We start from the raw sequence: 23,726 nt of genomic DNA, 5'->3' as shown, positions 1-23,726 counted from the left end.
AACCTCCCTCAAAAGGAAGCTCAGACCCACCTGAACCTCCCTCAAAAGGAAGCTCAGACCCACCTGAACCTCCCTCAAAAGGAAGCTCAGACCCACCTGAACCTCCCTCAAAAGGAAGCTCAGACCCACTCCAAACTGGAGACTGTGGATCACAGTTGCAGGGTTTTCGCTCTCCCTGAAAAGGAGAATGCGAAAGCCCTGCTTGGAGTATCTACAGGGGAATATTCGTTTAGGTCGTTACGGGGGCGTGATGGCGGTCGCGTTGCCCGGTTGGATTGGTTGTGTTGTATGACCCGCTCGCGAGCGGTCCGGAGTCTGCCGCGTTTCCCTCCGGACGATGAAGATGTGCTGGCCGAGTCGTATGAGCGTACGTCCGTTGCCACAGCAGTTATGCGGCACGCTGGGGGTCTCGCTGCGCAGTCCGTGGTGTCGGATATTGATATCCGTGGCGGCGTCAATACATCCTTTCATCTCTCAGATAAGGCCGCCTTCAATGCAACTGGGAGCTTGCGAACCCCGCCGCGCTCCGCCGCAGCCGCATATGTCGAAGGCCGCAGGTTGGTTGTTGCTGTGGCTGGACCGGCCCGCAATCATGGGCGTCTGCATCCACTGGCCGTGGCCGTGTCCATTGAGGCGGCGTCCTATCGAGTTGTCGCGGTGCTGGCCGCGGCTCGGCTGGTCCACGTGCTCGGCGAGGGGGCATGTTTCGACGTGATCGCTGAGAGTGCAATGCCCGTTTCGGTAACGGTGATCTCCGCGACACTCGGCTTGGCCGCAGACGACGTGGACCCCAGTCGGACGTCGAGTTCGGCGCGCCCAACATCGCCTCGCAAGAGGTTTTGCTGGCACACGGCCGACAAAACGACGACGCCCAAGTCGAGATCGCCGGTTCGCTCAAGGCGTTCCCGGCCGCTCTGTCGGCTATACGACAGTCTTGCGCCGCGTGGGGCCGATCTTGGTCAACAGCACAACGCTTGCACGCTCGACATCCTCCCGTCGATGCGGTGCGGTTCCTCAGCCAGAACGGCTACCGCTAGAAGCCAACTATTCGCCGATCGGCAAGGAGGAGGAATGCCTTCGACACCCGGGCGAGGGAACGCGACCACCGCTTGGATGAGCACCCGCAACGGGCGACTGGCCCACTTCCAGCCCACCGAAGAAAGATTCATGCGCGTCGGCGATATCGTCACGGTTCGCGTTACCACCGTCGCGGCGCAGCACCTCAGCCGAGGACTTCCCAAAATACGGCATCACCGCCATCCCGTCACCCGTCGGCGGCGGACTTGGCCTCCTAAGCATCGGCCAACCCAACGAACGCCCCTTCTTCATCGCCGCATCGTCCCACGATCCGATGTCTATCTCCGAGAGGTTCGCCCGGTGAGCGTAACCATATGTGTCTACTGTGCCTCTGGCGGTGACGATCCCGATTGCCTGCGTCTAGCCGCCGCGGTCGGCACCCAAATCGGCAGACGCGGATGGCGGCTGATCTCCGGCGGTGGCACCATCGCCATGATGGGCGCCGTGGCGCGTGCGGCGAGGGCCGCCGGTGCTCACACCACGGGCGTCATCCCGGTGATGTTCGCACAACGAGAGCTTGCCGACCTCGATGCGGACGAGCTGATCGTGACCGACACCCTCGCCGAACGCAAACGCATCATGATCGAACGCGCTGACGCCTTCCTCACCCTGCCCGGCGGTATCGGAACACTCGAGGAACTAGTCGAAACCTGGGTGTCAGGCTACCTCGGCGTTCACCATAAACCCATAGTCCTCCTCGACCCTGCGGGCCATTACTGCGGGCTGCTCGAGTGGCTCACCACTCTGCACGCCCAAGGACTAGTCCGGCGTTCGGCACTAGATCGACTCGTTGTCACCACCGACATCGGCACCGCATTCACCCACCTCGCACCAGATAGCACTGAGAACGCACCAACCGTGACCGCCTACCACGGAAACTCTGACGGTACCGGTTTCGCAGCGGCACCACAGTCATGAGCCGACCGATCCGGCCGATCGCCGTCGTCGGCCCGACCGCGTCAGGCAAATCCGATCTAGGCTTGGAACTAGCGATGCGACTCGGCGGCGAAATCGTCAACGCCGACACGATGCAGCGATTCTGGGGAATGGACATCGGCACAGCCAAAGTGCCTCTGTCGCAACGGCGCGGCATCGCGCATCACCAACTCGACGTGCTCGATGTCACGCAGACCTCGACAGTCGCCCAGTATCAGTACGAGGCCGGAGCCGCCGTCGAGGCAATCATGGCGCGCGGCGCGGTGCCGGTCATTGTCGGCGGCTCGATGATGTATATCCAAGCGTTGCTTGATCAGTGGCGACTCCCGACCACCGACCCACTGGTACGGGAGCGATGGGAAAGGGTGTTGACTCTCGGTGGACGCGCGGCGCTACATGCGGCGCTGCGCACGGCCGACCCTGCAGCGGCCAGCATCATTCCACCGACCGACACCCGGCGCACGGTCCGCGCGCTCGAGGTGGTGGAGATCACTGGGAGGCCGTTTGCCGCCTCGGTACCGAGGGCGGGCGAAGCCCGCTGGAACACAGCGATAATCGGAGTCGACCGGGCAACCGACACGTTGGACGCACGCATCACCGCCCGCACCGCGCAGATGTTCGCCCAGGGCTTCGTCGAGGAAGTCGTTGGGCTGGCCGAGGCGGGTTTGCGTGACGGCATCACCGCACGCCGCGCCATCGGATACGCACAAGTACTGGCACATCTGGACGGCGATTACGACCTCGCGGAAGCGCAACACCGAATGTCCATCGCTACACGTCGCTACGTACGCAGACAGCGATCCTGGTTCCGCCGGGACCCCAGAGTGCACTGGATCGACGCCGACCGCCAGCCCGTCGAACACGTCACTGACTGGCTGGCCAACAGCTCCTGATACACCGGCGCGCCCCGATCGAGCCTAACCGAGCATGCGTGGCGAGATCGGCCGGACGTTGAGGCTTAGGAATTCGGCCCTAGCCGCTACCAGCCGGCTGGCCTGCCCGGCGCGCAGATCGATCTCAACGGAGTCGACGGTCGCACCAACAGCGAGCCGCAGATCCACACGCACAAGCGACCTCCCCTTAGGGTGGCAGCGTCGTCAACGCCTCCGTGACGAAGGCATCTTTACCTTCGCGCCATAAGATCGGCCCAGCCCTTCGAGTTGCCGCATGACCAACAATCCATCGGAATCATAACTATTTCATTATACCTTCCCTTTGAAACCGCTAATTGCCATCGGTCCAGATTGTCCCTAAAGTCGGCCGAACAAGGGAATCAGGCCGAATGGTCTATCGAGCGAGGAGGGGTCGACCGTGGCCGTCACGAATCAATGGATCAACCCACAGCCTCCAGACGTCTGGATCTTCGGCGTATCGATGGAGAAAGACAAAGAGACCCGTCAGAACGACTTGCCGGTTCGGCGGTAAGCCATGCATCCAGATGGAAATGACCCACCTTCCACGCATTTCTGCGACGAGACATCATCGACTATGATGGCCTCTCTCTTGGAACCTTCGGATCTGCTTCAGGCAATTGCGGGGCGCAGCGTGATCGCCTTACCACTCGCCGAATGGGCAAGAGAGCTCGGCGATCTTTATGCAGAATTGATTCCCTCTCGGATCGATCAGAAATTTCAGCCGAAGCGCTTCGACGGCGAGCAACTGCGCTCAGAAATCGATAGAGTTGTGAGCGAGATCGACGAGTGGGCAGCACAAAACATCCCGCGGATGAAGAGCGCGCGCAAACACACACATTCGCTCGGCGAGGTGATCAGCCACGTGGCAAGGTCATACGCCCAAGCGTGGTGGACTGTGGTTCATTCGGCCGATACCGAAATCTGGCACCAGGCGTGGTTTCACCTCGGCGAGGCCCGTGAGGGATACGCAGAATTCCTCAGTGCGCTTCGGGCACGGAATCTTCAACTGCCGATGGGATGGCGCTGGCATTTGGAGAGACGCGCCATAGATACCGGACGAGGCCCGTCGATCAATCCAGGTTGTGTCGAAAGCGATAAACGCTGATCGCAGATAGCGGATTGATGAAGCTGTCAGGCATACTGGACCGTCCCCGATGGCGGGACCGCAGCAAAAGGACACCACATGAACGCAGGAATCCGTCGCAGACTCGAGGAGTACACCGCCGACCTAGCGGATCGCTATCCTGCCCGGGCGACAGTGCTCGCCGAACCTCCGGTCGGGAGCAACCTGCTACCGGTGCTCGGAGATCCGGGGGCGCCGTTGGTCGGACACTCACTGCGCCTCTTAATAGACCCGCTCGTGGGGGCGCGCAACGCCTTAGACAAGTACGGCGAGGTGTCGTGGACGAACATCTTCGGCCGCCGCGCGGTCACTGTGCTCGGACCGGCCGCGCTGGAGGTGGTCTGGAGCAACAAGGACAAGGTCTTCTCCAGCGAGAAGGGCTGGGAGTATTGGATCGGGCCGTTCTTCCGGCGCGGCATCATGCTGCTGGACTTCGAAGAGCACCTGCACCACCGGCGCATCATGCAGCAGGCGTTCACACGGCCCCGCCTGATCAGCTACCTCGACCTGATGCGGCCGGGCATCGAACGGGAACTCGAGTCCTGGCGTCCGAAGCCCGGATTCCTCTTGTACGACAACGTGAAACAAATGTTACTGAATCTCGCGACCGAGGTCTTCGTCGGCGCGCAACTCGGGCCGGACGCTCAGCGGTTGGAGCACGCGTTCGAGCACACCGTGGCCGGTGGAAAGTCGCTTATCCGGACATCGGTGCCAGGGGGAACCTGGTCGCGCGGGCTGCACGGCCGAAAACTCTTGGAGCAATACTTCCGCGCCCAGCTGCCGGCCAAACGAGCGGGCGAGGGCTCCGATCTGTTCAGCGTGCTGTGCCACGCCACCAGCGACACTGGCGAAACCTTCACCGACGATGATGTCGTCAACCACATGATCTTCGTCCTCATGGCGGCCCACGACACCAGCGCCATCACCCTGTCCATGCTCACCTACCTACTCGGCAAGAACCCACACTGGCAGGAACGGCTGCGCACAGAGGCGATCGCGCTGGGCAAGGAGCACCTCGATTACGAAGACCTGGACCGGCTGCCCTCGCTGGACCTGGCGTTCAAGGAGACGCTACGCATGTACGCGCCCGCGGGAGTGATGATGCGCCGCACGCTCGCGGACACCGAAATCCTAGGCCGCTACGTGCCAGCCGACACCGACATCCTCATCGCCGCCTATCCCTCCATGCGGCTGGCCCAGTGGTGGCCCCGCCCGGACCAGTTCGACCCCGAACGCTTCGCCGAACACCGCCGTGAGGACCGAGTGCACCGCTACGCCTGGTCGCCGTTCGGCGGCGGCGCACACAAATGCATCGGCATGCACTTCGGAGGCATGACCGTGAAGTCGATCATGCACCGGATGCTACTGCGCTACGAGTGGGGCGTTCCCGCCGACTACCAGGTACCGCTCACCTGGGGCACCGGCCCCACACCCGCCGACGGCCTCCCGATCAACGTACGCGCTCGGCAGTCACACATCTCGCCGTCCTCGGCGGCATGACGAACCCGATCAAAACTCGACCGGAACCACCGCGGGTCACACGATGCACGTCCCGTCAACGTAGTGTGTGCGTGAGCCTGCGCATGCAGCTGAGCGGCTGCACCGTCGACCGCATCCTCCACGAGCCCTCACCGCCGACCCCGACCCGCTGCACCTGACTCTGGTTTCGGCATAACCCACAACACCGCCGCCCGCTACGCGGGCGTCACCGAGCACCTGCGCGGCGATGATTCATCCACCAGCCCACCGAGCCGTACCGGCAACCGCTAGAATTCTCCGGAACTAGCGGCGATTCCCCTTGCCGCACATCGAAACACAGTGAGTTCCCACTGAAAGTCCGTCAGTCACCTGAACCCACTGCAGACGGGCGGTCACGATCGTGTCACCTGGTACACGAAGCCCAGTTTGCCCAGGGGTAGCGGGTCTATCTCGCTAACGCCTGTTGATCGATTCCGGTGTGTTCGATCGAGAATGAGCGCATGTCAGGGACGATCTATATGGAACACTTGGGTCAGAAATGAACGAGAACCCGGGCTCGTTTCCCTGAATCTGCCTCGACGCACCGGTAAAACTTTCAAAGCTTGGCTGGGCGAGTTTCGTGAGAACATGGCGATTCAGACACGCCCATTACCTGATTGAGCATGTCAACAGCCCGCCGCTTGCCGGCCGGGCCTAAACCTTTCCCCGAGCGATGTCCCACAACGCGTCTTTCTCCAACTCCGCGTCCACCAGCAGCCGCTTCAACCTGGTGTCCGCTCCCCCGCAGCTCCTCGACCTCCTTCGCGGCATCGGTGTCCACACCGCCGTACTGGCGACGCCAGTTGTACGACGTCGCCGCCGACATCCTCAGCTCAACCGCGATCTGCTCACCGGTCTGCCCCGCGGCGGCGAACTCGTCGGCACGGCGCAGCTTCTCCCCCGATGTCCTCCGCGGAATGCCGCTTACATCCGGCCACGTCCCTCAATCTCCCGTCCAGCCCCGACCAGGGCCAACAAGGACTCTAATATCGTGCGTTCTCATTGATTGGAAACAGGCTACTTCGAGCAGCCCCCACAGAGCTGCTCGCCATGAAATTGGAGTAGCCGGAAACGACTGGATCTCACCTTAATCAACACCAGTACGTACGTTGTTCACCGACTTCACGGATGCGATCCTGTGCTCGCTCGCCGACAATATGGATCGGGCAGGACTCGCGAGATCGACCGGCTTTCGGAGGTAGTCACGGGAAGCCATGCATTAGGTGGTAAGCGAGTCGTAATCCATCGAGTGCGGCCCGCCAGGATAAACGGGGCCTGGTGATGCTATGAATCAAAAAATAGCTTCAGAGGGGATTTACTTGTCTGATTCACCGCAGTTCTCAGAAACTCGGGCAGATGCCGATGCCACTTCATAGGAAAAAACTTAGAGGTGCAACATGTTGGCAGGGGCAACATGTCATCATAACGGGCGGCTCACTGGGGATCGGCGCCGCAGCGGCGGCTGCATTCAGCGAAGCCGGTGCCAGAGTTTCTATCTTGGCGCGGAGAAGAGCCGCTCTAATCGAAACCTCCCGGAGGACCGGTGCACACTGGGCAAGTGTAGACGTCGTTGACGCCGCCGCGCTGTTCGAGGCCATCCACGAACTGGAGGATGCAGTGGGCGCATGCGACGTCATATTCTGCTGCGCAGGAATTGTGATTCCAGGACGACCTGATCAGCTCACCATAGATGACATCGCGCAACAGATGTCAGTGAATTACATGGGTGCAGTAAATGCTGTCGGAGCGGTTTTACCCGCGATGGTTGCCAGGGGTGCGGGGCGAATTGTTCTCACGAGTTCTACTGCGGGCCTGCTAGGAGTGGTCGGGTTATCGGGGTACTGCCCGACGAAGGCTGCAGTGCGCGCTTACGCACAGACTTTGAGGTATGAACTGCAGGGCACCGGAGTCGACATATCCGTTCTCTACCCGCCGGACACCAAGACTCCCGGATTCGAGTCCGAAAGGCTTCGTCGGCCACCTGAGACCACTGCGGTGGCCGGCGCTATCGCTCCAGTCGAGCCCGATGTCGTCGCGAATGCGCTGCTGAGCGGTCTCGAACGCCGCAAAGCCCACATTGCAATAGACCCTCTTACTCGATTCATGTCTGCGTGGGCTGGGGCCCCCGAGGCGCTTGCCCGACCTTTCCTCAGCAAGGCTATAAAGACCGCACGAGCCAAAGACCACCAGTTATGAATCCCGGTCCGCGCTGGACGTGGTGGCCCGGTGCCGTGGCGGCAGAGTTCCTTCTGACCATGGCGGCACTGGGCGACCGAATCAGCAGACGTAGCGAGTCCGGTTGATGTGGCCTTCGACAGCGCCGCTGTTTCAGGACAGGCTTAGGCCTGCGCCGTGACCACGTCGTAGTCGCGGCGCAGGCCGCGGACGAACGACTGCGCGTCGGCTAGCACGACAGTTGTACTTCGTTACTTTGGTAATCGGGTCCGTTGGTAGCGGGTTCGTCGGGCGCGGTGTTGATGGTGTCGGCGCCAGCGGGAAGCGGCGAGGGCGTGGGTGAGGTGGAGCGCTATCGCCAGAGACGGCGGACTTCGGCGACTGTGATTGGGCCCAGCCCGCGTGGGCTTTTGGGTCGGTGACGGCATGGAAGGCGTCGGCGAGCATGGCCAGGGTGATGTGCCGGTACTAGGCGTCGTATTTGCGGACTTGGTAGTGGTCGAGGCCACATTGGCTTTTGGCGGCTTGGAAGCATTCCTCGATCGCCCACCTCGCACCGGCCACGGCAACGATCTGGCCGCGATCGATGGTGCCGGGGTGGAAGCACTGTTCAGGCCGGTGCGGTTGGTGGTGCCGGAAAACCCCTTGTCGACGAGAATCCGATCGGGCAGCACTGTGAGGACGAGCAGTCGCGCGATTCGGACCAGTTCGCGGAATACCTCTGCAAGACACCCTGGCCAAGGCCTCAGTCCTGCGAGTGTGGTGTTCCGTGAACCGAACGGCTTACCGAACACCACGTGGGGCTCCCCGTTCAAATCATAGGTGAGGTGTCTCGGTGAGTTTAATGCTGGTTGTCCAAAGATCCTCGGCCTTGTCCAGATCGTAGGAGTCAGCGGACGACCGAATCTGACGGTAGCCGGAAAAATATTTCCCGGTGACGGTGGCCAGATCAGGGCTGAGGACCAACCGAGCCAGGGCCTGTCCGGAGCGGCGGGAGGTATGGACGTTGATGCCTGGCACAGCGGTCAGGGCCGGGAGTAGATAGCGCCAGGCCAAACCTTGTATTCCGTGGTAGTCGCGGCCGAGTCCGGTGCCGGGCATCAGGCCGGGGTCGAACGCGTTGACGGTGATCTTCGGCGGCACGGTGCCGGAATCGAGCTGCCGGGCCAGCTCGTAGGTAGTCAGCACGTTGCACAGTTTGGATGTGGTGTAACGACGGCGGCCGATCGATCCAGGCCTTGAAGCGTTGTCGGCGACGTCGGGATGGGCCAGATCCCAGGCTGTGCTGTAGGACGGGGCAGGCATGCCGGTCGGCTTGGTGGGATCGTGGGTGTCGCTCGCGACGAAGATAATCCGACCTGGTGTCCGCAGCTTGGGCAGCAGTTCGCGGACCAGAAGAAAGTGTGCGAGATGGTTGACCGCGAAGGTCTGCTCGATCCCGTCAACGGTCAAAACCGTGCCGGAGACGATCTGAACACCGGCATTGCAGATGATCGCATGCAGTGGCGGCAGTTGGTGTTCACCGAACTCGCGCGCGAAGTGGCGAACTCTGTCGAGGGAGGCTAAATCCAGCGGAACGCCTACAGCCCGGTCGCCCAGGCTGCGGGTAGCCGCGTGAACCCGGTCCTGACCGCGGCCGGTGATGACAACCTGCCAGCTCGAGTCGGCAGCGAGGATGGCCTCGGCAGTCCGGTAGCCGAGACTGCCGGTTCCACCAGTAATCAGAACTGTGCGCGAGACGCTCATCCGGCTGCTCCTTTGCTCATCGGGACCCAGGTGCCGTGGAATCCGAGCGGAACACGGTGCGGCAGACGGATCACCGCCTGTGGCGCGGCGGTGAAATCGGTGGCGTCGACGATCACCAGATCACTGGCGTCACGGGCGGCATCGTAAATGTAGGACAGCAGCCAGCCCTCGTCCTCGGCGCGGGCGTTCAGGTGTGGGACGAATGTCGCCTCGGCGGCGACGCGGCCTGCGCCGACATCGTGGTGCTGGCACGTGCCGGTGGTGAGGTCCCATTTGAGCAGCCCGCCGAAACTCGAACGTTGGCCTTGGCTCGTCTCGACTCCGTAGCCGACGTGGTTCGCAATGCCGAGCTTCGCCGGATTCAATTGGGGAAACTCGAAGCTACGATCATCGAGCGCCTCTTCGCGCACACGGCCGGTGATCGTATCGAGGTGCCAGCGGTACAGTGTGGCGCCGACATCGATGGCCAGCACATCCGGGCTCCAGCGGTCACGCACCGCGTCGCAGTAGCGGGCGGCCTCCAGGACGATCTCACCGCCGTTCTCGTAGGCATTGAGGGTGTGGACTATCATGCACGGTTCGACGTCGAACCACCGTACATCGGCGCTGGTCCCGGTCTTGGGCATGACACCGATCCGGGCACCGTAGTTGTCGTCCCAGCAGTACGGGAATCCGGCTTCGGCCCCGTAGGCGGCGTCGAACACGATCGGCAGATCGAGGAATAGCACGTGGTTTTCGGTCATGGCCCAGTCGTGCATCAGCGACGGCCCCTTGACATCAATAACCTCATGCCGCACCAGCGCTCCGGCCGCGTCGGCGACGAAGTACTGCAGATACGGTTCGACGGGCCCGAAGCTGATCAGAAACAACTCTCCGGTGCGTGGATCAATCTTGGGGTGAGCAGTCATCGGCGCCGCCAGGGCACCACCAAAATCGTAGCGGCCAATCGTATCCAAGTCGCAGTCGACCTCGTGGGGCAGCCCCCACTCTGCCAGCGTGAGCACCCGGCCCGCGTGCGTGATCACGTTGGTGTTGGAAGTGTTGGGGATCAAAGCGATATCGGCGGGACCAGGTGCTGGACGGGTATCCAGCTTGTCCGCCAAGGTGGCGGTGCGTATCCACCTGTTGCGGTACCACAGGGCCTTACCGTCGCGGATCCGCACGCCGTGCAGCATGCCGTCGGGCATAAACCAGTGATACGGGCCCGCATACGGTACCGGCGGCGGGTTCGGCCCGTTACGCAGATACAGTCCATCGAGTTCGGGTGGAATACTGCCGACCACCGGCAGGTCCCAGGCCGTGTATTCGGTACTGACCGGCGCCAACTCACCTTCGAGGTACGCGGCCGGGATACCGGCGAATGCAGTCATTACTCCTCCTCAGGAACCGTGGCCATACGCCGCGCGCGATCGATCGCGGCCGGTGCCAACGCTTGCAGCGCAGTCACAAGGTCGGCATACATGCGCCGCAGGTCGACCTCATCGGACTCGAGCTGGGTTGCGAAGAAACAGCCATCGGAGAACGCGACCGCGAACCGGGCCAGCTCGGCAGCAGCGATCCCGGCGATCGGCTGTCCGACAGTCGGGGCGAGCAGCCCGGCGATCGCTTCGGCGAAGTAACTACACGCCCGCACTCGGACACGTTTGACCAACTCACTGGCAACCTCGTCGCCGGCGCCCTCCAAAGCCAGCAGATAGAACAGGCGCAAGAACACGGGGTATGCACCGACCGCAGCCGCACCCTGCTCGATGAGGACGCTCTCCCGGGACTCGCTATCGAAGACTGTGTCGGTCAATCGCGGGAGGGCATCGAACCAGCGCGCCGCCCCCCGCTCCATCACCCCCGCCAGCAGCCCCTCCTTGCTGCCGAAATGCCAATACAGCGACGTCGGCGCGACCCCCGCTTCCTTGCAAATCACCGACACCGCGGTACCCGCATAACCGTTCGCGCTCATCAGCCGCTCGGCCACATCCAGCAACTGCTCCCGCGAGTCGGTCACACCGACATCAGGTTTCTTCGCCATACCCCCACTGTAGGGATCGTTACATACATTGTCAAGGTCCGTCTTCCCGACACCCGACGAGCAAGCTCACAGTCCTTCAGCTAGAACCCAGTGGATGTCGCTTCTGGACTACAGGGTGGGCGCTGAGGAAGATCGTCACCCGGTGACGGCCCGCTTCCTAGCAAGGGATGGCAGCCGATAGCGCTCGCAGAAGGCGACTGCTCGACCTCGAGACAGTCTGGCTTACCCGCCACCGCCAGCCAAGGGAAACAGCCATTCCCGCACGCCCCGCCGGCAGCATCGCATCACCCAGCTCTCCGGCGCGATCTCGTGGCGGTCACTCTCACGACCGGACCGTTCTATCATCGTGCGGCATGTCGCACTTCAGGGGCGCGATTGAAAGCACTCCACCATAATTCGACAATCGGGATCATGGATTTCCCGGCTACGTACGTAGGTTTGTCAATGTCGAAAAGGCATCCGGATGTTTCGGGCATCCCTATCAGACACCATGGGTGCGGGATGGTCACCGGCGATCCGCTGATGGGCCAGCATCACGTCTCTCGCTGATTCACTGCCGCAGTTAGCGGTCCCGAACTGTGCATTGCCAGTTTCAGATTGCGGCCACTAACTGGAGGAGAAGCATGCCCGTCGTTGGATATAAGCCGGTGGAAAAGGCCATTATTCTCGCGGCTGGCTCGGGACGCAGGATTGGTGGCGGCGTTCCCAAAAGTTTGACTCAGGTCGGTGGACGGCCGATCTTGCACCGAGTTCTGGAGCAATTGGCATCGGCAGGTGTGCGGGAGACCGTGTTGGTAGTGGGGCACCGGTCCAATAGAATCCGAACGTCGATCGGCAGCCGATTCGCAGACATGGATGTGGTCTATGTACCGGTAGACCGATACGACTCCACGAACAATGCTTACTCACTCTGGATAGCTCGCCACCACTTGGATCAGGACATTTTCGTACTGGACGGCGACGTGGTCTTCGACTCCGATCTGCTGGTCCGATTAGCCGCGGCGTCTGACGATGCGGCATCGGGTGTCTCCGCGTTGCGTCCGGGCATGAACGGGACCGTCGCAGATGTGGACGCCAGTGGGCGCATCGTCGAGTTCCTGTCTACTCACGATCGGATCGATGTACCGCGGACCGCACGCAAGACAGTGAATGTGCATGTGCTGCGCGCGAAATATTTGCGAGAGGAATTTGTGCCGCTGCTGGAAGAATTGGTTACGGCGGGCGGATGCAACGAATTTTATGAGCAGGTGTTGGCACTCACGGTTCGGCGGGGCAATTACACCGTTCGTGCGGTCGACTGCACAGATATTAGATGGTACGAAGTCGACGACGTGAGTGATGTCATTGCGGCGGATTACGTCTTCAGTGCACGTGCCGACCGATTGCCCTTCCTAGAAGGTCTGCACGGTGGATATTGGCGTTTCGATATCGCGGATCACCGTTTGATGATCAACCCGTATTTTCCGCCCGGAGAACTGATACAGCAGCTGGCGGACGATCTGACGCAGTCGCTGACTGCCTATCCGCTGGGCAGCGCTGCCTTGCAGCGTCTGCTGGCAGCGGTAGTCGGCGTACCTGCCGAGCATCTGGTGGTAGCTAACGGAGCGTCCGAACTGATTACCGCGCTCGGCCGGATACTCGAGGACGTCGCCTTGGTCGTGCCGGGTTTCAACGAATACGAAGCCGCGTTTGCCCGGACACGTGGCCACCATATCGAACTCGCGCCGCCGGAGTTCCGGTTCGACAGCAGGCGCTGCGTCGAGCAAGCTACCCGAACACAGGCAAAAGCCGTTGTCGTTACATCGCCGAACAATCCGACGTCGATCGCGGTACCTCGGGAAGATCTGCTGTTGGCGTGCAAGCTGCTCGCAGACCAGAACATGCGGTTGATCGTTGACGAGTCGTTCGTCGACTTTCATTCCGCGGACTCCAGTGTTCTCGACGAGCTGTCGACTCACCCGAATCTGACGGTGATCAAGAGCATGAGCAAGGCGTACGGCGTTGGCGGACTACGGCTCGGATTCTTGGCGACCGCGGACACCGTCCTGCGCGAGCGCGTGCTCGCAGAGTTGCCCGTCTGGAACATCAACGGCCTCGCCGAAGCCTTCCTGCGGAGGCTTCCCGGGTTCGCCGACCAATACCAGGCGAGCATCGCGCGGGTGCGTCACGACCGAGCCGAGTTCTACCGGGAACTGCGCACCGTGCCCGGGGTGACTGTGCTCGAGCCGGACGCCAACTTCGTGTTGCTCCGGCTGCTCGGCACGCGGACCGCACGCGAGGTGACCGAGGAATTGCTGCACCGACACGGAGTCCTCGTCAAGGACTGCACGAACAAGTCGATGCCGGACGCGCACCGCTATATCCGCATCTCCTGTCGGACAGCAGCGGAAAACACCCGCGTAATTGCGGCGCTGACCGCGGTCCTATCCACTGCAGAATGAATACCTCTCCGAGACAGGGTAGTTGACATGGAATTGCCACGGGTCCGCCAGGATGTCATCGATCGACTCTACTGGGCGACGGCGATCACCGATGCCTTGTTCACGATGCTCGGCATTCGCTACACGATGATCGGTGGGACGCTGCTGGGTTCGCTGCGTCATGGCGGGCTGATTCCTTGGGACGACGACGTGGATCTGGCGATCCGCGCCGACGACCTCGAGACCGTAATGGGTCGAGCGCGGCCACTGCTGATCCGACATGGATTTGACATCGCGGACTCGCGCTACTTCCTCAAGATATTCGCACTCGACAGCCACGAGTCGACATCGAACGACCCGTTCGACACCGCGCCGTTCCGCTACCCATTTGTGCACATCTTTCCCATGGCCGATATCGACAACAAGCTCGTGTACCACACGGAGGCCGCCCGTGCCCGGTGGCCCAGCGACTACTTCGATCCGTCTGAATTCGAGCTGCTGTGCCGCCGCCCGTTCGGCCCGCTGGACCTGTATAGCGTGCCGAGTTACGCCGCGCACCGTTATCTCGACGGCCTGTACGGTCCGGACTGGGCAAAGGAGGTCCGGTTCTATGAGCCGCACGGTCCGAACCATACCGATTCGTCGCCGGTTGCGGCCGACTCGTTCGAACCGGCGCTGCCGCAGTGGAAGGCGGCCCGAACATGACCGGATCCGCAGCTTGGAAACGTATCTGGGATAACCGCCACCTGGATCCGGCGGCCGGTTCGACCCTGGCGCAGCTGATGGCAGCTGATGGTCTCGACAGCGCGTTCAGTGGCATGCAGCCATCTGCCTGGACCAGCTTCGTGCAACGCACTGCAAAACGGCTTAATCTTGCGCCCGGCATGTCCGTGTTCGATGTCGGCTGTGGGGCAGGTGCCTTTCTGTACGATCTGGATATCATGGGATGCCGCGTCGGCGGGATCGACCAATCGGCTTCGCTGATCGACATCGCCCGCGCCGCCTTTCCTCGAGGCGACTTCGCGGTGGCCGACGCCATAGACCTCGATAGTGCAGCCCAGGTCGATGTCGTCGTCTCCTGCGGAGTCTTTCTGTACTTCCCCTCACTCGACTACGCCCACCATGTCATCACGGCGATGGCCGCGAAGGCCCGCCACGGCGTGGCCATCCTCGACATACCGGATGTCGTCAAAGCTGATGCGGCTCATCGGTTCCGCGTCGAAGCGGCAGGCGGGCGCGCCGCCTACCTCAGCCGCTACCAGGGGCTCGATCACCTGTACTACAGACGGGAGTGGATCCATAGCGAACTGGCAAAAGCCGGTCTGACGAACATCGAGGTCGACGACCAGACGATCGACGGCTACGGCAACGCACCGTACCGCTTCAACGCGATCGCATTCCAGCCCCGCTCACACATACCCGCCGCGTGAACGCCTCGCCCGTACTACGTGCCGTGTTATGGGATCTCGACGGGACGCTCTTGGATACGGAAAAATCGTGGCTCGACGCCGTCGCCGAATATATTGCAGTGCGAGTTGGCGCGCCTCCCGCCGACGACTACGTGCGTCTGGTCGGCTCGACAGTCTCAGAGGTGTTGCACGCCATGGTGGCGGCGTGCGGGATTCAGGCCACCGGACACAATCTCCGCGAAGCAGAACAATGGATCAATCAACGACTCGTTGAGGTCTATACCTATCCGGTGCCATGGCGTCCAGGTGCCCTGGCAGCGTTGCGGAACACGCGCGCGGCTGGCCTGCGGTCGGCCTTGGTCACCAACACCCCGCGCACCTTGGCGAATATCGCCATACATGCGATCGGGCTGCACTATTTCGACGCCTCGGTGTGTGGTGGCGACGTAACCAACGGCAAACCTGCTCCTGAGCCATACATCCGCGCCGCCGAACTGCTGGGCGTCCAGACCGATCAGTGCGTCGCGATCGAGGATTCCCCGACTGGAGCCGCGGCAGCGGCAGCCGCAGGGTGCGGCGTCATCGTCGTACCCTGCGATCTGCCCCTCACAACGACAACACCCGGAATGATTAGGGATTCGCTGAATAGTCTAACGATCAGCGACCTGCAGCACGCGCTCGACCGCCGCGGGATTCGTTCTCCTCAACTGACCGCCACGCCTCCGTACAGTAGATCCGACTATCAGGCGCAGTGAACCGTCGGGCTTGGGGCCTGTCATCGAGGACGATGGTCTGCTTAATGCCGAAGCGTTACCCGCCCGAGATTCGTGAGAGGCAGTTCGTATGGCTTTCGAGCCTCCGGATGGGTACAGATCTTCCCATGCCGCCCCGCAGGCCATCGCACCACTGGCCGATGTGCACTACGAGACGCTGAGGCAGGCGTTGTAGATGCCGGGTCCGGTGAGCTCGATAGCGCGGTCGCGGTGTTCGCGCAGGGCATTCGCCCAGTGGTCCAGGGTGGTGGCGTAGTGCGGTCCCATCGCCTGGATGCCGGTGACAGTGACGCCGGCGTCTTTGGCGTACGCGGTGACGCCCTCGGAGTCGCGGCCGGTCGGGGGCAGTAGCGGGCCACCGGCGAAGATTGTGCCGGTGAGGAACTGCATGAACGCGTCATCGATGCCGGTGTGCTCGATATCGTGGGCGCACCGCTCGTCGCGATGGTGGCCGACGATGGTTTGCAGCAGCAGCACACCCCCGGCGGGCAGGGCGTGGTGGGCGAACTGGAAGAACTCGCCATAGCTGTCCTGGTGGAAGTGTTCGAAGGCGTCGATGCACACGATGCGGTCGGCGTGGCCGTCGAAGGCTTCCCAGCGCTGCAGCCATACCCGGCCGCACGGATGTCCGCGCACGTACCGGTATTGACTGCGGCTGACGGTCAATCCGATCGTGTTCACCTGGTGGGTGTCCATCGCGCGCAGCAGGGCTGTCTGTGAGGCAGGCTTGGCGGCAACGGGGTTGGAGGAGAAGTGGCCGGTGCTCGGTCGGCACGAGCGGGCGGCTGAGTGGCTGCAGGTGTGGACCGACCTCGGCCGGGCGCCGCGCACGATCGATGCCTATGCGCGGGGGCTGGCCGAGTTCTTGCGGGTCTGCGAGGATCACGGTGTCGATCCGGTGGTCGCGAACCGGGCTGACGTCGCGGTCTTTGTTCGCGAGCTGACCGGTCGAGCCAGCCGCCGCGGTGCCAATGTGGTGTCGATCGATTCCGGGTGCGGTCTGGCGAACGCCACGATCCAGCAGCGACTTGTTCCGATGCGCCTGTATTTCGACTATTTGGTCGAAGAGGGTGTTCGGGAGTCGAATCCGGTTGGGCGGGGTCGCTATACGCCCGGCCGGAAGTCGGGCGGGCAGCAGCGTGGCCTGGTGCCGAGGCTGACGAAGCTGCCGTGGATCCCGACCGAGTCGCAGTGGATGGACATTCTCGCCGTCGCGGCAGCGGAGCCGCCCCGCAACCGGGTGATGCTCGCGTTGGCTTATGACGCGGCGTTGCGACGCGAGGAGTTGTGCTCGCTGCGCACCGATGACCTGGACCCGGGCCGGCGGATGCTGCGGATCCGGGCCGAGACAACGAAGAACCGGCTGGAGCGGATGGTGCCGTATTCGGCGGCGACCGGGCGCTGTTGCAGGGGTATCTGGCGCATCGGGCGACGATCAGCCGGGCTCGCGGCCGGTTGTTCCTGTCGGAATCGCGGCGCAACAACGGGCAGCCGGTGAGTTTGTGGACGTGGTCGAAGGTGGTGCGGCGCATCGCGATTGCTGCCGGGGTTCCGCAGTTCGCGACGCACACGACACGGCATCTGTGCTTGACGAATCTGGCGCGAACGGGCTGGGAGTTGCACGCGATCGCCACGTTCGCTGGGCATCGCAGCACCGAGACCACGCTCACCTACATCCATCTGTCCGGCCGGGAACTGGCCGACAAACTCGCCCGCGGCATGGACCAGATCCACGGCTGGCGGGTCGAGATGTTGGCTCGGATCGGCGAGCAGGAGAGTGCGGCCCGGTGACCGTCACATCATCGGCGGCCGTCGTCGGGCCGGCCAGCGATCACGCACGGACTTGGCCGCTGGATATCAACCAATACCGCCGCCGGGGCCGGCTTTCCACCGTCGAGTCCGAAGGACTGCACGCGCTGGGCTTCGACGGGCTGCGGCGCGGACGGGACCGCAATTCGACTGCATGGCAACAGATCCGGCGACTCACGGACCCGCTCGAGGATGCGCTGGCGGTGATGCATTGGAATCGAGGCAACCGTCATCAGCAACGATTCGCGCGAGACGGCACCGCGATCGTATTGCATCGCTGCGTCACGCTTGACCGGGCATTTTGGGTATGGACGGCCCGTGAGTGGGGTGAGGTGCTCAGCCCTGCGCATCTTCGCGCGAACTATCCCGGACAGGTCGGGATCTCAGCGCGCCGATTCCTACTGGCCGACGCTTACCTGCTGACAGGATTCACCGCCTTCGAGCTGGCCGGTCCGTTCGAACGACCAGCATTGGCTCAACGGGTGTTCGGCCCGGAAACCGTCGAGAACGCGATCGAGCCGATCCGCGAGGTCTTGACCGGATGGGGTTACCGCGCCAACGAACTGGCGTCGCTGGTCTGCTCGATCCTGCTGCTCAACCGCAGCCCGAGCCTGAGCGACTTGTCCTCACAGACACTGGTCGAACTCCGCACGACCCCGACGATGCAGCAACACCACCACATCCGCCACCTGCACGGAATCCATCGAGCCCTGGCCGCGCTCGGGCACACCGATCCACCGGAAGCGCCGAAATTCGGAGACGGGCCAGTGCCTATCACCGCGGCTTCGGCAACCTGGGTGCAGTGGGTGGAGCGCTGGAACGCCACCTCCACCTTGGAACCATCCACCCGCAGCATCTACCGGGTCACCCTGGCCAAGACCGGACGATGGCTCGCCGCCGATCACCCCGACATCGCCGAACCCGGCCAGTGGACACGGCAGACCTGCGCGGCTTGGGTCGCAGCCGTCGACCGCATGACTGTCGGCGACCACGTTCAATCCACGCACTGGTGCAAGACCCGGCAAAACCGGCTCGGGAAACCGTTGTTACCCAAGACAAAACGTGCTTACCTGCGGGCTGCGCGAACGTTCTTCCGCGACTGCCAGGACTGGGAATGGATCCCGCGTCGTTTCGACCCCGCACGAGCGCTGGCCACGCCCCGCAGCATCACCGCTCTGCAGGGACCGGATCCGCGAGTAATCGCTGATGACATCTGGGCCAAACTGCTCTGGGCCGGTCTCAACCTCGACCCTGCCGACCTGCCCGGCCGGGGTGCTTGCACACACCCGGTCGATATGGTTCGCGCGATCACGCTCACCTGGCTGTTCAGTGGTCAGCGCAGTGACGAAATCGCGCGTCTGCGCGTCGGATGGGTACGCTGGCAACGCGACTCGGCCGACAGCGCCGATGCCGACAATCATCGAGACGGCACGGTCTGCCTGCTCGACATTCCTACCCACAAGACCGGGACCGCGTTCACCAAACCGGTCGACCCGCTGCTCGGACAGGCCATCGAAGCATGGCAGGCCACACGGCCCGATCAGCCGCCGATGCTTGACCGAAAGACCGGTGAGCGAGTGCATTTCCTGTTCGCCGTCCGCGCCGGTCGCGTCAGCAAGAACTACATCAACCAGAAGATCATCCCGATGCTCTGCCGCAAGGCCGGCGTCCCCACCGCCGACGTTCGCGGACGCATCACCAGCCACCGCGCCCGCTCCACCATCGCGACACAGCTCTACAACGCCAAGGAACCGATGACGCTGTTCGAGCTGCAAGCATGGCTCGGCCATCGCAGCCCGGAATCGACCCAGCACTACGCCAAGATCACCCCGAACACCCTCGCCAAGGCATACAGCGACGCCGGCTACTTCGCTCGCAACGTCCGCACTATCGAAGTCCTCGTCGACCGGGACGCCGTTACCTCGGGCCAGGCCGTCGCCGGCGGGCCATGGCAGTACTACGACCTCGGCCACGGATACTGCACCTATTCGTTCTTCGAACAGTGTCCACACCGAATGGCTTGCGCCCGTAGTGATTTCTACACGCCGAAGAACTCGAGCCGAGCGCAGCTTCTGGAAGCCAAGGAGAACCTGCAACGGATGCTGGCCAGTGTCCCGCTCACCGACGACGAGCGCGCCGCGGTCGATGAGGGACAAACAGCTCTCGACCAGCTCCTCGACCGACTGGCCGACGTCCCTACTCCGGCCGGAGCCACGCCGCGTGAGATCGGCACTTCGGCGACCGCCACGCTGTTGCCGATCGTATCGGTCAACCAGGGAAAATCCCCACGACCTCGACATTTCAGATTCCACAGAACGCCGGAGAAGATCGCCTTCGCCATGCGGGGACCGACCTGGTGCCGAAACCGTGCTGCCGAGATCGGGGAATTCACCACGGCTGTGATCACGGAATTACTGTCGGAGAACGCGTTGTTCCCCAGGCGTGCGGGTGTACTCATCATCCAAGACGACTACGACGGCGAATTGCACTACGACACCGCCTCTGCCGCTGTTGGCCGCAGTGTCCCGGACGTCGCCGTCCATCTCGGCATCACGAGCAAGATCCTCTCGCCGAGCTTAGGGATCGACTGGCTCGTCGCCGCGTCAGATATCACCGAAAGGCGTTGTCACGCAACGCTAACAAACCGGCTCATGCCCAAGCACCACCGGCCAACGAGTACTCACCGAATTTGCCCGCCACGGTGATCTCGCGCAACAGCTGCGCTGACTGCGCCAGTGGATCCAGCTCAAACCGAACAGCGTGCCGTGGCCGCGGGTCGAGCGCGCGGTGTGGCGCTCGACGGACTGTCGCGCCACCACCTTGCGGCACAACAAACATCCACTGGCCACGGCAGCTGGTCCGCATATCTTCGCAGTCGCCCTCGGCTACACCGCACTGAGCTGGAGATGTCCACCGCCATTTCGATTGCTGGAGAATGCCTGCAGGCTCAGGTTCAGCTGAACAGTCGGGCGACGAACGGCACGCTGTCCGGTAGCGAACCCGCGACGGTCGCGTTGTGATCCAGGCCGGGATAGATGTGGAACTCGGGCCGGACGCCGTTGGCCTGCGGGTCGGCGACCAGCTTCGCGGTCAACGGCGCGGGCACATCGGTGTCATTGGTGCCTCTGGCCGATGAACAGCGGGCGGTCGTATCCGGTCATCGGCACATCCATGATCGGACGTGCGGTCGCGGCGAAGTCGCCATCCAAAAGTGGGCGGGAGAATAGCTGATTCAGGGTGATGCCCTCGGCGCGCTGGGCTAGGGGTGTGAAGCACAGCGTCTGGGCCGCGTCGACCAATTTCTTGCCGACGGAGGTGAGGTAGCTGTCCAGGTCGAAGTCCGGGCGTGCCGCCTTCAACCCGTTCATCACGTACGTCGCGGTGGCGGTCAGGCGCGACGACTGGATCGTAGGTGTCGACGGGCCGACCAACGTGGACGCGTCGACGATATTCGAAGCGGGTGCGGTGGCGACCGCACCGCGATAGTCGAGTTCCAAACCATATTTCGTGGCCAGCGACGCGGTGAACACCAAATATCCCTGCAGCCGAGGCGATCTCGCATGCCGCCCGCCGCGCCCGCAGCGCACGAGCTCGGCTCCGCGGCGTTCCTGTCGCCTCGTGGCCGCGTTCGCCCGATGAGGTCCGTTCCTTCCGGGGACTGTCGTCAACGGACCATGCGGCCGACCTCTCGGATTCACAAAACACCCTCCCAGTAAAGAGTGTGAATCGCAATCTTGCCCGCTATCACGAAGCATGCAAGGAAAGCAGAAAACTATAACTTAATACGTGTCGGCTACGTATTAGTCGCCATATGATGCATACGTATATTCACACGATCGGAAATGGGGTATGCACTATTCGCTCGATACCATGCTACACTCGCGCGGCGCCCAGCTTGGGGCCGCCAAGTAGTGTGTGATCATAGGGGTTTGTTATGCCCGAAGCCAGCGCGATAGAAGACCTCCCGTTCTTGGACGTGATGAGTCCGGAATTCCTCAGCGACCCGGAACGAGGTACCCGCGAGCTGCGGCGGAAGTACCGGGCGGTGAGGACTCCTTTCGGAGTCGAGATCCTGGGATTCCCGGAGAGCGTCGAGATGTTCCGCGACGAGCGCGTTACGCAGAACTTTGAGAAGCAGATGGCGATGCTCGGGCTGCCTTCGGGCTTGGCGTACGACCATATGACCCACCAACTGGGCAACCAGGAGGGTGCGAATCACCATCGGCTGCGCAAGCTGATAATGCCGGCGTTCAGCACCACAGCGATGGAGCGGCTGCGTGACGCCGCCCGCTCCGTCTTCATCAACATGGTGGACGCGTCGGTCGTCGACGGCGAGGTGGAGTTCGCGTCCGAGGTCAGCGCGCATTACCCGAGCGTGGTGTTCTGCCGCTTCCTGAACGTCCCCGACGAAGAGGCGGCGACGCTCGCGCGCATCAACCGATCGATCTTCAAGATGTTCTGGCGCGACCCGGCGAACCGGGACGAGATCGAAACTGCTTTTCAGGAGTTGACGGAGTTCGTCTTCCCACTGATTGAGCAGCGGCGGAAAGCACCAGGCGAAGACTTCATCTCTCGGCTGATCCAAGCGGAGGAGGAAGGCAGCCGGCTCACGACCGACGAGATGGTCGACATGGTGAAGGTGTCGCTGTGGGCGGCGGTGGACAATATTGCGCACACCATGAACAGCATGGTGTCGCTGTTCGCGGAGCACCCCGATCAGTGGGAGATCCTGCGCACCCGTCCTGAGCTGATCCCCGGCGCGGTGGAAGAGTGCATGCGCCTGCGGCCTCGCTTCACCCGCATCCCGTGCTATGTCTCTCAGAATCTCGAGCTCGCCGGAGTTCACCTCCCCGCCGGCAGCTGGGTGAGCGCGATGGTAGTCGCCGCTAACCGCGACGAGCGAGTCTTCCCGCAACCCGACCGGTTCGACATAACCCGGACACCGGTGTCACCGAACATGAACTTCGGAGCCGGGCGCCATACCTGCTCTGGCATCCACCTCGCGCGCGTGCAGCTCCAGGAGACCCTCGGCGTCCTCGTGAGGCGCTACCTCCGGATCGAGATCACCAGAGAGGTGGTCTACCACCGATCGCTTCAGACATACGGCATCGATCGGCTGCCGGTGCGTTTCACCGCGGTCTGAGCCGGCCTCCTCGAACCGGCCAGACACGAGGTGGGCATACCAGTGGGCGACGGTATGTGAGCAGCGGTTTGGCACACATACGGTTCAGGTGTTCCACGAATGGAACACCGCCGAGCACATCGACAAAGCCGAATCCGAATCTGGCAAGCGGGCTTTCACCCGTAAAGAGCTGGTCGCGCTGCTCGGCTACGCCGACGAACAGGTAGTGCGCATCCGGAAGCCGGGCGCAAGTGACCTGACCCCGTGAGGTCGGTCCATCTGATCTGGCCCCCGCTGATCGGTCCGCTCTTACGAGAGTTGAGGGCTTGGTTGGGTGTCGAGCCACAGCGTCTCATACTCGCTGGGACTGAGGTGGCCGAGGTAGGAGTGACGGCGCTCGATGTTGTAGAAGTTGTCGATCCAGTCGGCCATCGCGATCGTCAGCTCAAGCGTTGTCGACCACTTCCTCGTGTTGAGGAGTTCGGTTTGCATTCTTCCCCAAAACGACTCCATCGCTGCGTTATCGAAGCAATCGCCGACAGTCCCGAAGGACGGCAGTAGCCGATGCCGTCACAGGTTTTCACCAAAGGGACTGCCCCGAGTTCGGTTGACTCGCGGGTGTGGTGTTTCAGGCCGCAAGCGCGGGCTGGTTTATTGTCTCAAACTCGATCGGCGTCAGGC

The 23,726-nt window shown here is 62.6% G+C and carries 21 protein-coding genes; 14 read left to right on the top strand and 7 right to left on the bottom strand.

The genetic code is table 11. The features are described 5' to 3' along the window. Positions 1-1,377: 1,377 nt before the first annotated feature. The 5 genes from ACIA5H_RS35590 (at position 1,378) to ACIA5H_RS35570 (ending at position 7,764) form a co-directional block, all read left to right on the top strand. Positions 1,378-1,995, top strand: coding sequence for a TIGR00730 family Rossman fold protein (locus ACIA5H_RS35590; RefSeq protein WP_397080498.1), 618 nt, complete (start codon positions 1,378-1,380; stop codon positions 1,993-1,995). Then, positions 1,992-2,906 carry a tRNA (adenosine(37)-N6)-dimethylallyltransferase MiaA gene (gene miaA, locus ACIA5H_RS35585; protein WP_397080496.1) on the top strand — a complete coding sequence of 305 codons (915 nt, stop codon included), beginning with the start codon at positions 1,992-1,994 and terminating at the stop codon, positions 2,904-2,906. The genes ACIA5H_RS35590 and miaA overlap by 4 nt, the downstream gene beginning before the upstream one ends. A 610-nt stretch (positions 2,907-3,516) precedes the next feature. After that, a complete protein-coding gene (locus ACIA5H_RS35580; RefSeq protein WP_397080494.1) occupies positions 3,517-4,032 on the top strand; it encodes a hypothetical protein in 516 nt (171 codons plus the stop codon). Positions 4,033-4,110: 78 nt separating this feature from the next. Beyond that, positions 4,111-5,550 (top strand): cytochrome P450, encoded by a 1,440-nt coding sequence (locus tag ACIA5H_RS35575; protein WP_397080492.1) that lies wholly within the window; start codon positions 4,111-4,113, stop codon positions 5,548-5,550. Positions 5,551-6,924: 1,374 nt separating this feature from the next. Then, the gene (locus tag ACIA5H_RS35570; RefSeq protein WP_364438550.1) at positions 6,925-7,764 is read left to right on the top strand and encodes an SDR family NAD(P)-dependent oxidoreductase; all 840 of its coding nucleotides are present in this window, start codon (positions 6,925-6,927) and stop codon (positions 7,762-7,764) included. Between the two features lie 795 nt (positions 7,765-8,559). Here ACIA5H_RS35570 and ACIA5H_RS35565 read toward each other — a convergent pair. From ACIA5H_RS35565 to ACIA5H_RS35555, 3 genes are read right to left on the bottom strand one after another with little or no spacing between them, the layout of a single operon-like run. After that, positions 8,560-9,489 carry an SDR family NAD(P)-dependent oxidoreductase gene (locus tag ACIA5H_RS35565; RefSeq protein ID WP_397080489.1) on the bottom strand — a complete coding sequence of 310 codons (930 nt, stop codon included), beginning with the start codon at positions 9,487-9,489 and terminating at the stop codon, positions 8,560-8,562. Continuing rightward, the gene (locus ACIA5H_RS35560) at positions 9,486-10,859 is read right to left on the bottom strand and encodes a carotenoid oxygenase family protein (protein WP_397080487.1); all 1,374 of its coding nucleotides are present in this window, start codon (positions 10,857-10,859) and stop codon (positions 9,486-9,488) included. The genes ACIA5H_RS35565 and ACIA5H_RS35560 overlap by 4 nt, the downstream gene beginning before the upstream one ends. Continuing rightward, the gene (locus ACIA5H_RS35555; RefSeq protein ID WP_364438559.1) at positions 10,859-11,512 is read right to left on the bottom strand and encodes a TetR/AcrR family transcriptional regulator; all 654 of its coding nucleotides are present in this window, start codon (positions 11,510-11,512) and stop codon (positions 10,859-10,861) included. Before ACIA5H_RS35555 ends, ACIA5H_RS35560 begins: the two co-directional genes overlap by 1 nt. A 623-nt stretch (positions 11,513-12,135) precedes the next feature. Here ACIA5H_RS35555 and ACIA5H_RS35550 point away from each other — a divergent pair. The 4 genes from ACIA5H_RS35550 (at position 12,136) to ACIA5H_RS35535 (ending at position 16,096) form a co-directional block, all read left to right on the top strand. Continuing rightward, a complete protein-coding gene (locus ACIA5H_RS35550) occupies positions 12,136-13,953 on the top strand; it encodes an aminotransferase class I/II-fold pyridoxal phosphate-dependent enzyme (RefSeq protein ID WP_397080485.1) in 1,818 nt (605 codons plus the stop codon). Positions 13,954-14,058: 105 nt separating this feature from the next. Next, positions 14,059-14,637, top strand: a complete 579-nt coding sequence (locus tag ACIA5H_RS35545) for a LicD family protein (protein ID WP_397080525.1) — start codon at positions 14,059-14,061, stop codon at positions 14,635-14,637. Then, positions 14,634-15,362, top strand: a complete 729-nt coding sequence (locus tag ACIA5H_RS35540) for a methyltransferase domain-containing protein (protein WP_364438565.1) — start codon at positions 14,634-14,636, stop codon at positions 15,360-15,362. The genes ACIA5H_RS35545 and ACIA5H_RS35540 overlap by 4 nt, the downstream gene beginning before the upstream one ends. Beyond that, positions 15,359-16,096, top strand: coding sequence for an HAD family hydrolase (locus ACIA5H_RS35535; protein WP_397080483.1), 738 nt, complete (start codon positions 15,359-15,361; stop codon positions 16,094-16,096). Before ACIA5H_RS35540 ends, ACIA5H_RS35535 begins: the two co-directional genes overlap by 4 nt. A 165-nt stretch (positions 16,097-16,261) precedes the next feature. On the opposite strand, the gene ACIA5H_RS35530 is transcribed toward ACIA5H_RS35535, so the two are convergent. Beyond that, a complete protein-coding gene (locus ACIA5H_RS35530) occupies positions 16,262-16,810 on the bottom strand; it encodes a class I SAM-dependent methyltransferase (protein WP_397080481.1) in 549 nt (182 codons plus the stop codon). Between ACIA5H_RS35530 and ACIA5H_RS35525 the strand changes: the two genes are divergently transcribed. The 3 genes from ACIA5H_RS35525 to ACIA5H_RS35515 all read left to right on the top strand — a co-directional run bounded on the left by ACIA5H_RS35525 (position 16,788) and on the right by ACIA5H_RS35515 (position 20,628). Continuing rightward, positions 16,788-17,612: a tyrosine-type recombinase/integrase gene (locus ACIA5H_RS35525; protein WP_397080479.1), complete on the top strand. Its 825-nt coding sequence runs from the start codon at positions 16,788-16,790 to the stop codon at positions 17,610-17,612. The genes ACIA5H_RS35530 and ACIA5H_RS35525 overlap by 23 nt on opposite strands. Then, on the top strand, positions 17,519-17,905 hold the full coding sequence (locus tag ACIA5H_RS35520) for a tyrosine-type recombinase/integrase (RefSeq protein WP_397080477.1): 387 nt from the start codon (positions 17,519-17,521) through the stop codon (positions 17,903-17,905). The genes ACIA5H_RS35525 and ACIA5H_RS35520 overlap by 94 nt, the downstream gene beginning before the upstream one ends. Positions 17,906-18,129: 224 nt before the next feature. After that, the gene (locus ACIA5H_RS35515) at positions 18,130-20,628 is read left to right on the top strand and encodes a tyrosine-type recombinase/integrase (RefSeq protein ID WP_397080523.1); all 2,499 of its coding nucleotides are present in this window, start codon (positions 18,130-18,132) and stop codon (positions 20,626-20,628) included. Between the two features lie 248 nt (positions 20,629-20,876). On the opposite strand, the gene ACIA5H_RS35510 is transcribed toward ACIA5H_RS35515, so the two are convergent. After that, positions 20,877-21,029: a hypothetical protein gene (locus tag ACIA5H_RS35510; RefSeq protein WP_364439826.1), complete on the bottom strand. Its 153-nt coding sequence runs from the start codon at positions 21,027-21,029 to the stop codon at positions 20,877-20,879. A gap of 7 nt (positions 21,030-21,036) precedes the next feature. Further along, on the bottom strand, positions 21,037-21,453 hold the full coding sequence (locus ACIA5H_RS35505) for a hypothetical protein (protein WP_397080475.1): 417 nt from the start codon (positions 21,451-21,453) through the stop codon (positions 21,037-21,039). Between the two features lie 404 nt (positions 21,454-21,857). On the opposite strand from ACIA5H_RS35505, the gene ACIA5H_RS35500 reads away from it, so the two are divergent. Both ACIA5H_RS35500 and ACIA5H_RS35495 read left to right on the top strand, forming a co-directional pair. Next, positions 21,858-23,066, top strand: coding sequence for a cytochrome P450 (locus ACIA5H_RS35500; RefSeq protein WP_364439820.1), 1,209 nt, complete (start codon positions 21,858-21,860; stop codon positions 23,064-23,066). Positions 23,067-23,154: 88 nt separating this feature from the next. Further along, positions 23,155-23,313: a hypothetical protein gene (locus ACIA5H_RS35495; protein ID WP_397080472.1), complete on the top strand. Its 159-nt coding sequence runs from the start codon at positions 23,155-23,157 to the stop codon at positions 23,311-23,313. A 41-nt stretch (positions 23,314-23,354) separates the two neighbouring features. On the opposite strand, the gene ACIA5H_RS35490 is transcribed toward ACIA5H_RS35495, so the two are convergent. Further along, positions 23,355-23,603 carry an integrase core domain-containing protein gene (locus tag ACIA5H_RS35490; protein ID WP_397080521.1) on the bottom strand — a complete coding sequence of 83 codons (249 nt, stop codon included), beginning with the start codon at positions 23,601-23,603 and terminating at the stop codon, positions 23,355-23,357. Positions 23,604-23,726 lie beyond the last annotated feature (123 nt).

Origin of the sequence: Nocardia sp. NPDC051900 (genome assembly GCF_044452545.1) — a bacterium.
In the GTDB taxonomy this organism is placed as follows: Bacteria; Actinomycetota; Actinomycetes; order Mycobacteriales; family Mycobacteriaceae; genus Nocardia; species Nocardia sichangensis.
Note: the sequence above shows the minus strand (reverse complement) of the source record. Positions and strands in the feature narration are given on the sequence as shown.

Excerpts from the sequence above, each read along its gene's own strand:
- ACIA5H_RS35530 (WP_397080481.1), bottom strand. The coding sequence starts at position 16,810 with ATGGACACCCACCAGGTGAACACGATCGGATTGACCGTCAGCCGCAGT.
- ACIA5H_RS35560 (WP_397080487.1), bottom strand. The coding sequence starts at position 10,859 with ATGACTGCATTCGCCGGTATCCCGGCCGCGTACCTCGAAGGTGAGTTG.
- ACIA5H_RS35515 (WP_397080523.1), top strand. The coding sequence starts at position 18,130 with ATGCATTGGAATCGAGGCAACCGTCATCAGCAACGATTCGCGCGAGAC.
- ACIA5H_RS35500 (WP_364439820.1), top strand. The coding sequence starts at position 21,858 with ATGCCCGAAGCCAGCGCGATAGAAGACCTCCCGTTCTTGGACGTGATG.
- miaA (WP_397080496.1), top strand. The coding sequence starts at position 1,992 with ATGAGCCGACCGATCCGGCCGATCGCCGTCGTCGGCCCGACCGCGTCA.
- ACIA5H_RS35575 (WP_397080492.1), top strand. The coding sequence starts at position 4,111 with ATGAACGCAGGAATCCGTCGCAGACTCGAGGAGTACACCGCCGACCTA.
- ACIA5H_RS35540 (WP_364438565.1), top strand. The coding sequence starts at position 14,634 with ATGACCGGATCCGCAGCTTGGAAACGTATCTGGGATAACCGCCACCTG.
- ACIA5H_RS35550 (WP_397080485.1), top strand. The coding sequence starts at position 12,136 with ATGCCCGTCGTTGGATATAAGCCGGTGGAAAAGGCCATTATTCTCGCG.
- ACIA5H_RS35555 (WP_364438559.1), bottom strand. The coding sequence starts at position 11,512 with ATGGCGAAGAAACCTGATGTCGGTGTGACCGACTCGCGGGAGCAGTTG.
- ACIA5H_RS35565 (WP_397080489.1), bottom strand. The coding sequence starts at position 9,489 with ATGAGCGTCTCGCGCACAGTTCTGATTACTGGTGGAACCGGCAGTCTC.
- ACIA5H_RS35570 (WP_364438550.1), top strand. The coding sequence starts at position 6,925 with ATGCCGATGCCACTTCATAGGAAAAAACTTAGAGGTGCAACATGTTGG.
- ACIA5H_RS35545 (WP_397080525.1), top strand. The coding sequence starts at position 14,059 with ATGCTCGGCATTCGCTACACGATGATCGGTGGGACGCTGCTGGGTTCG.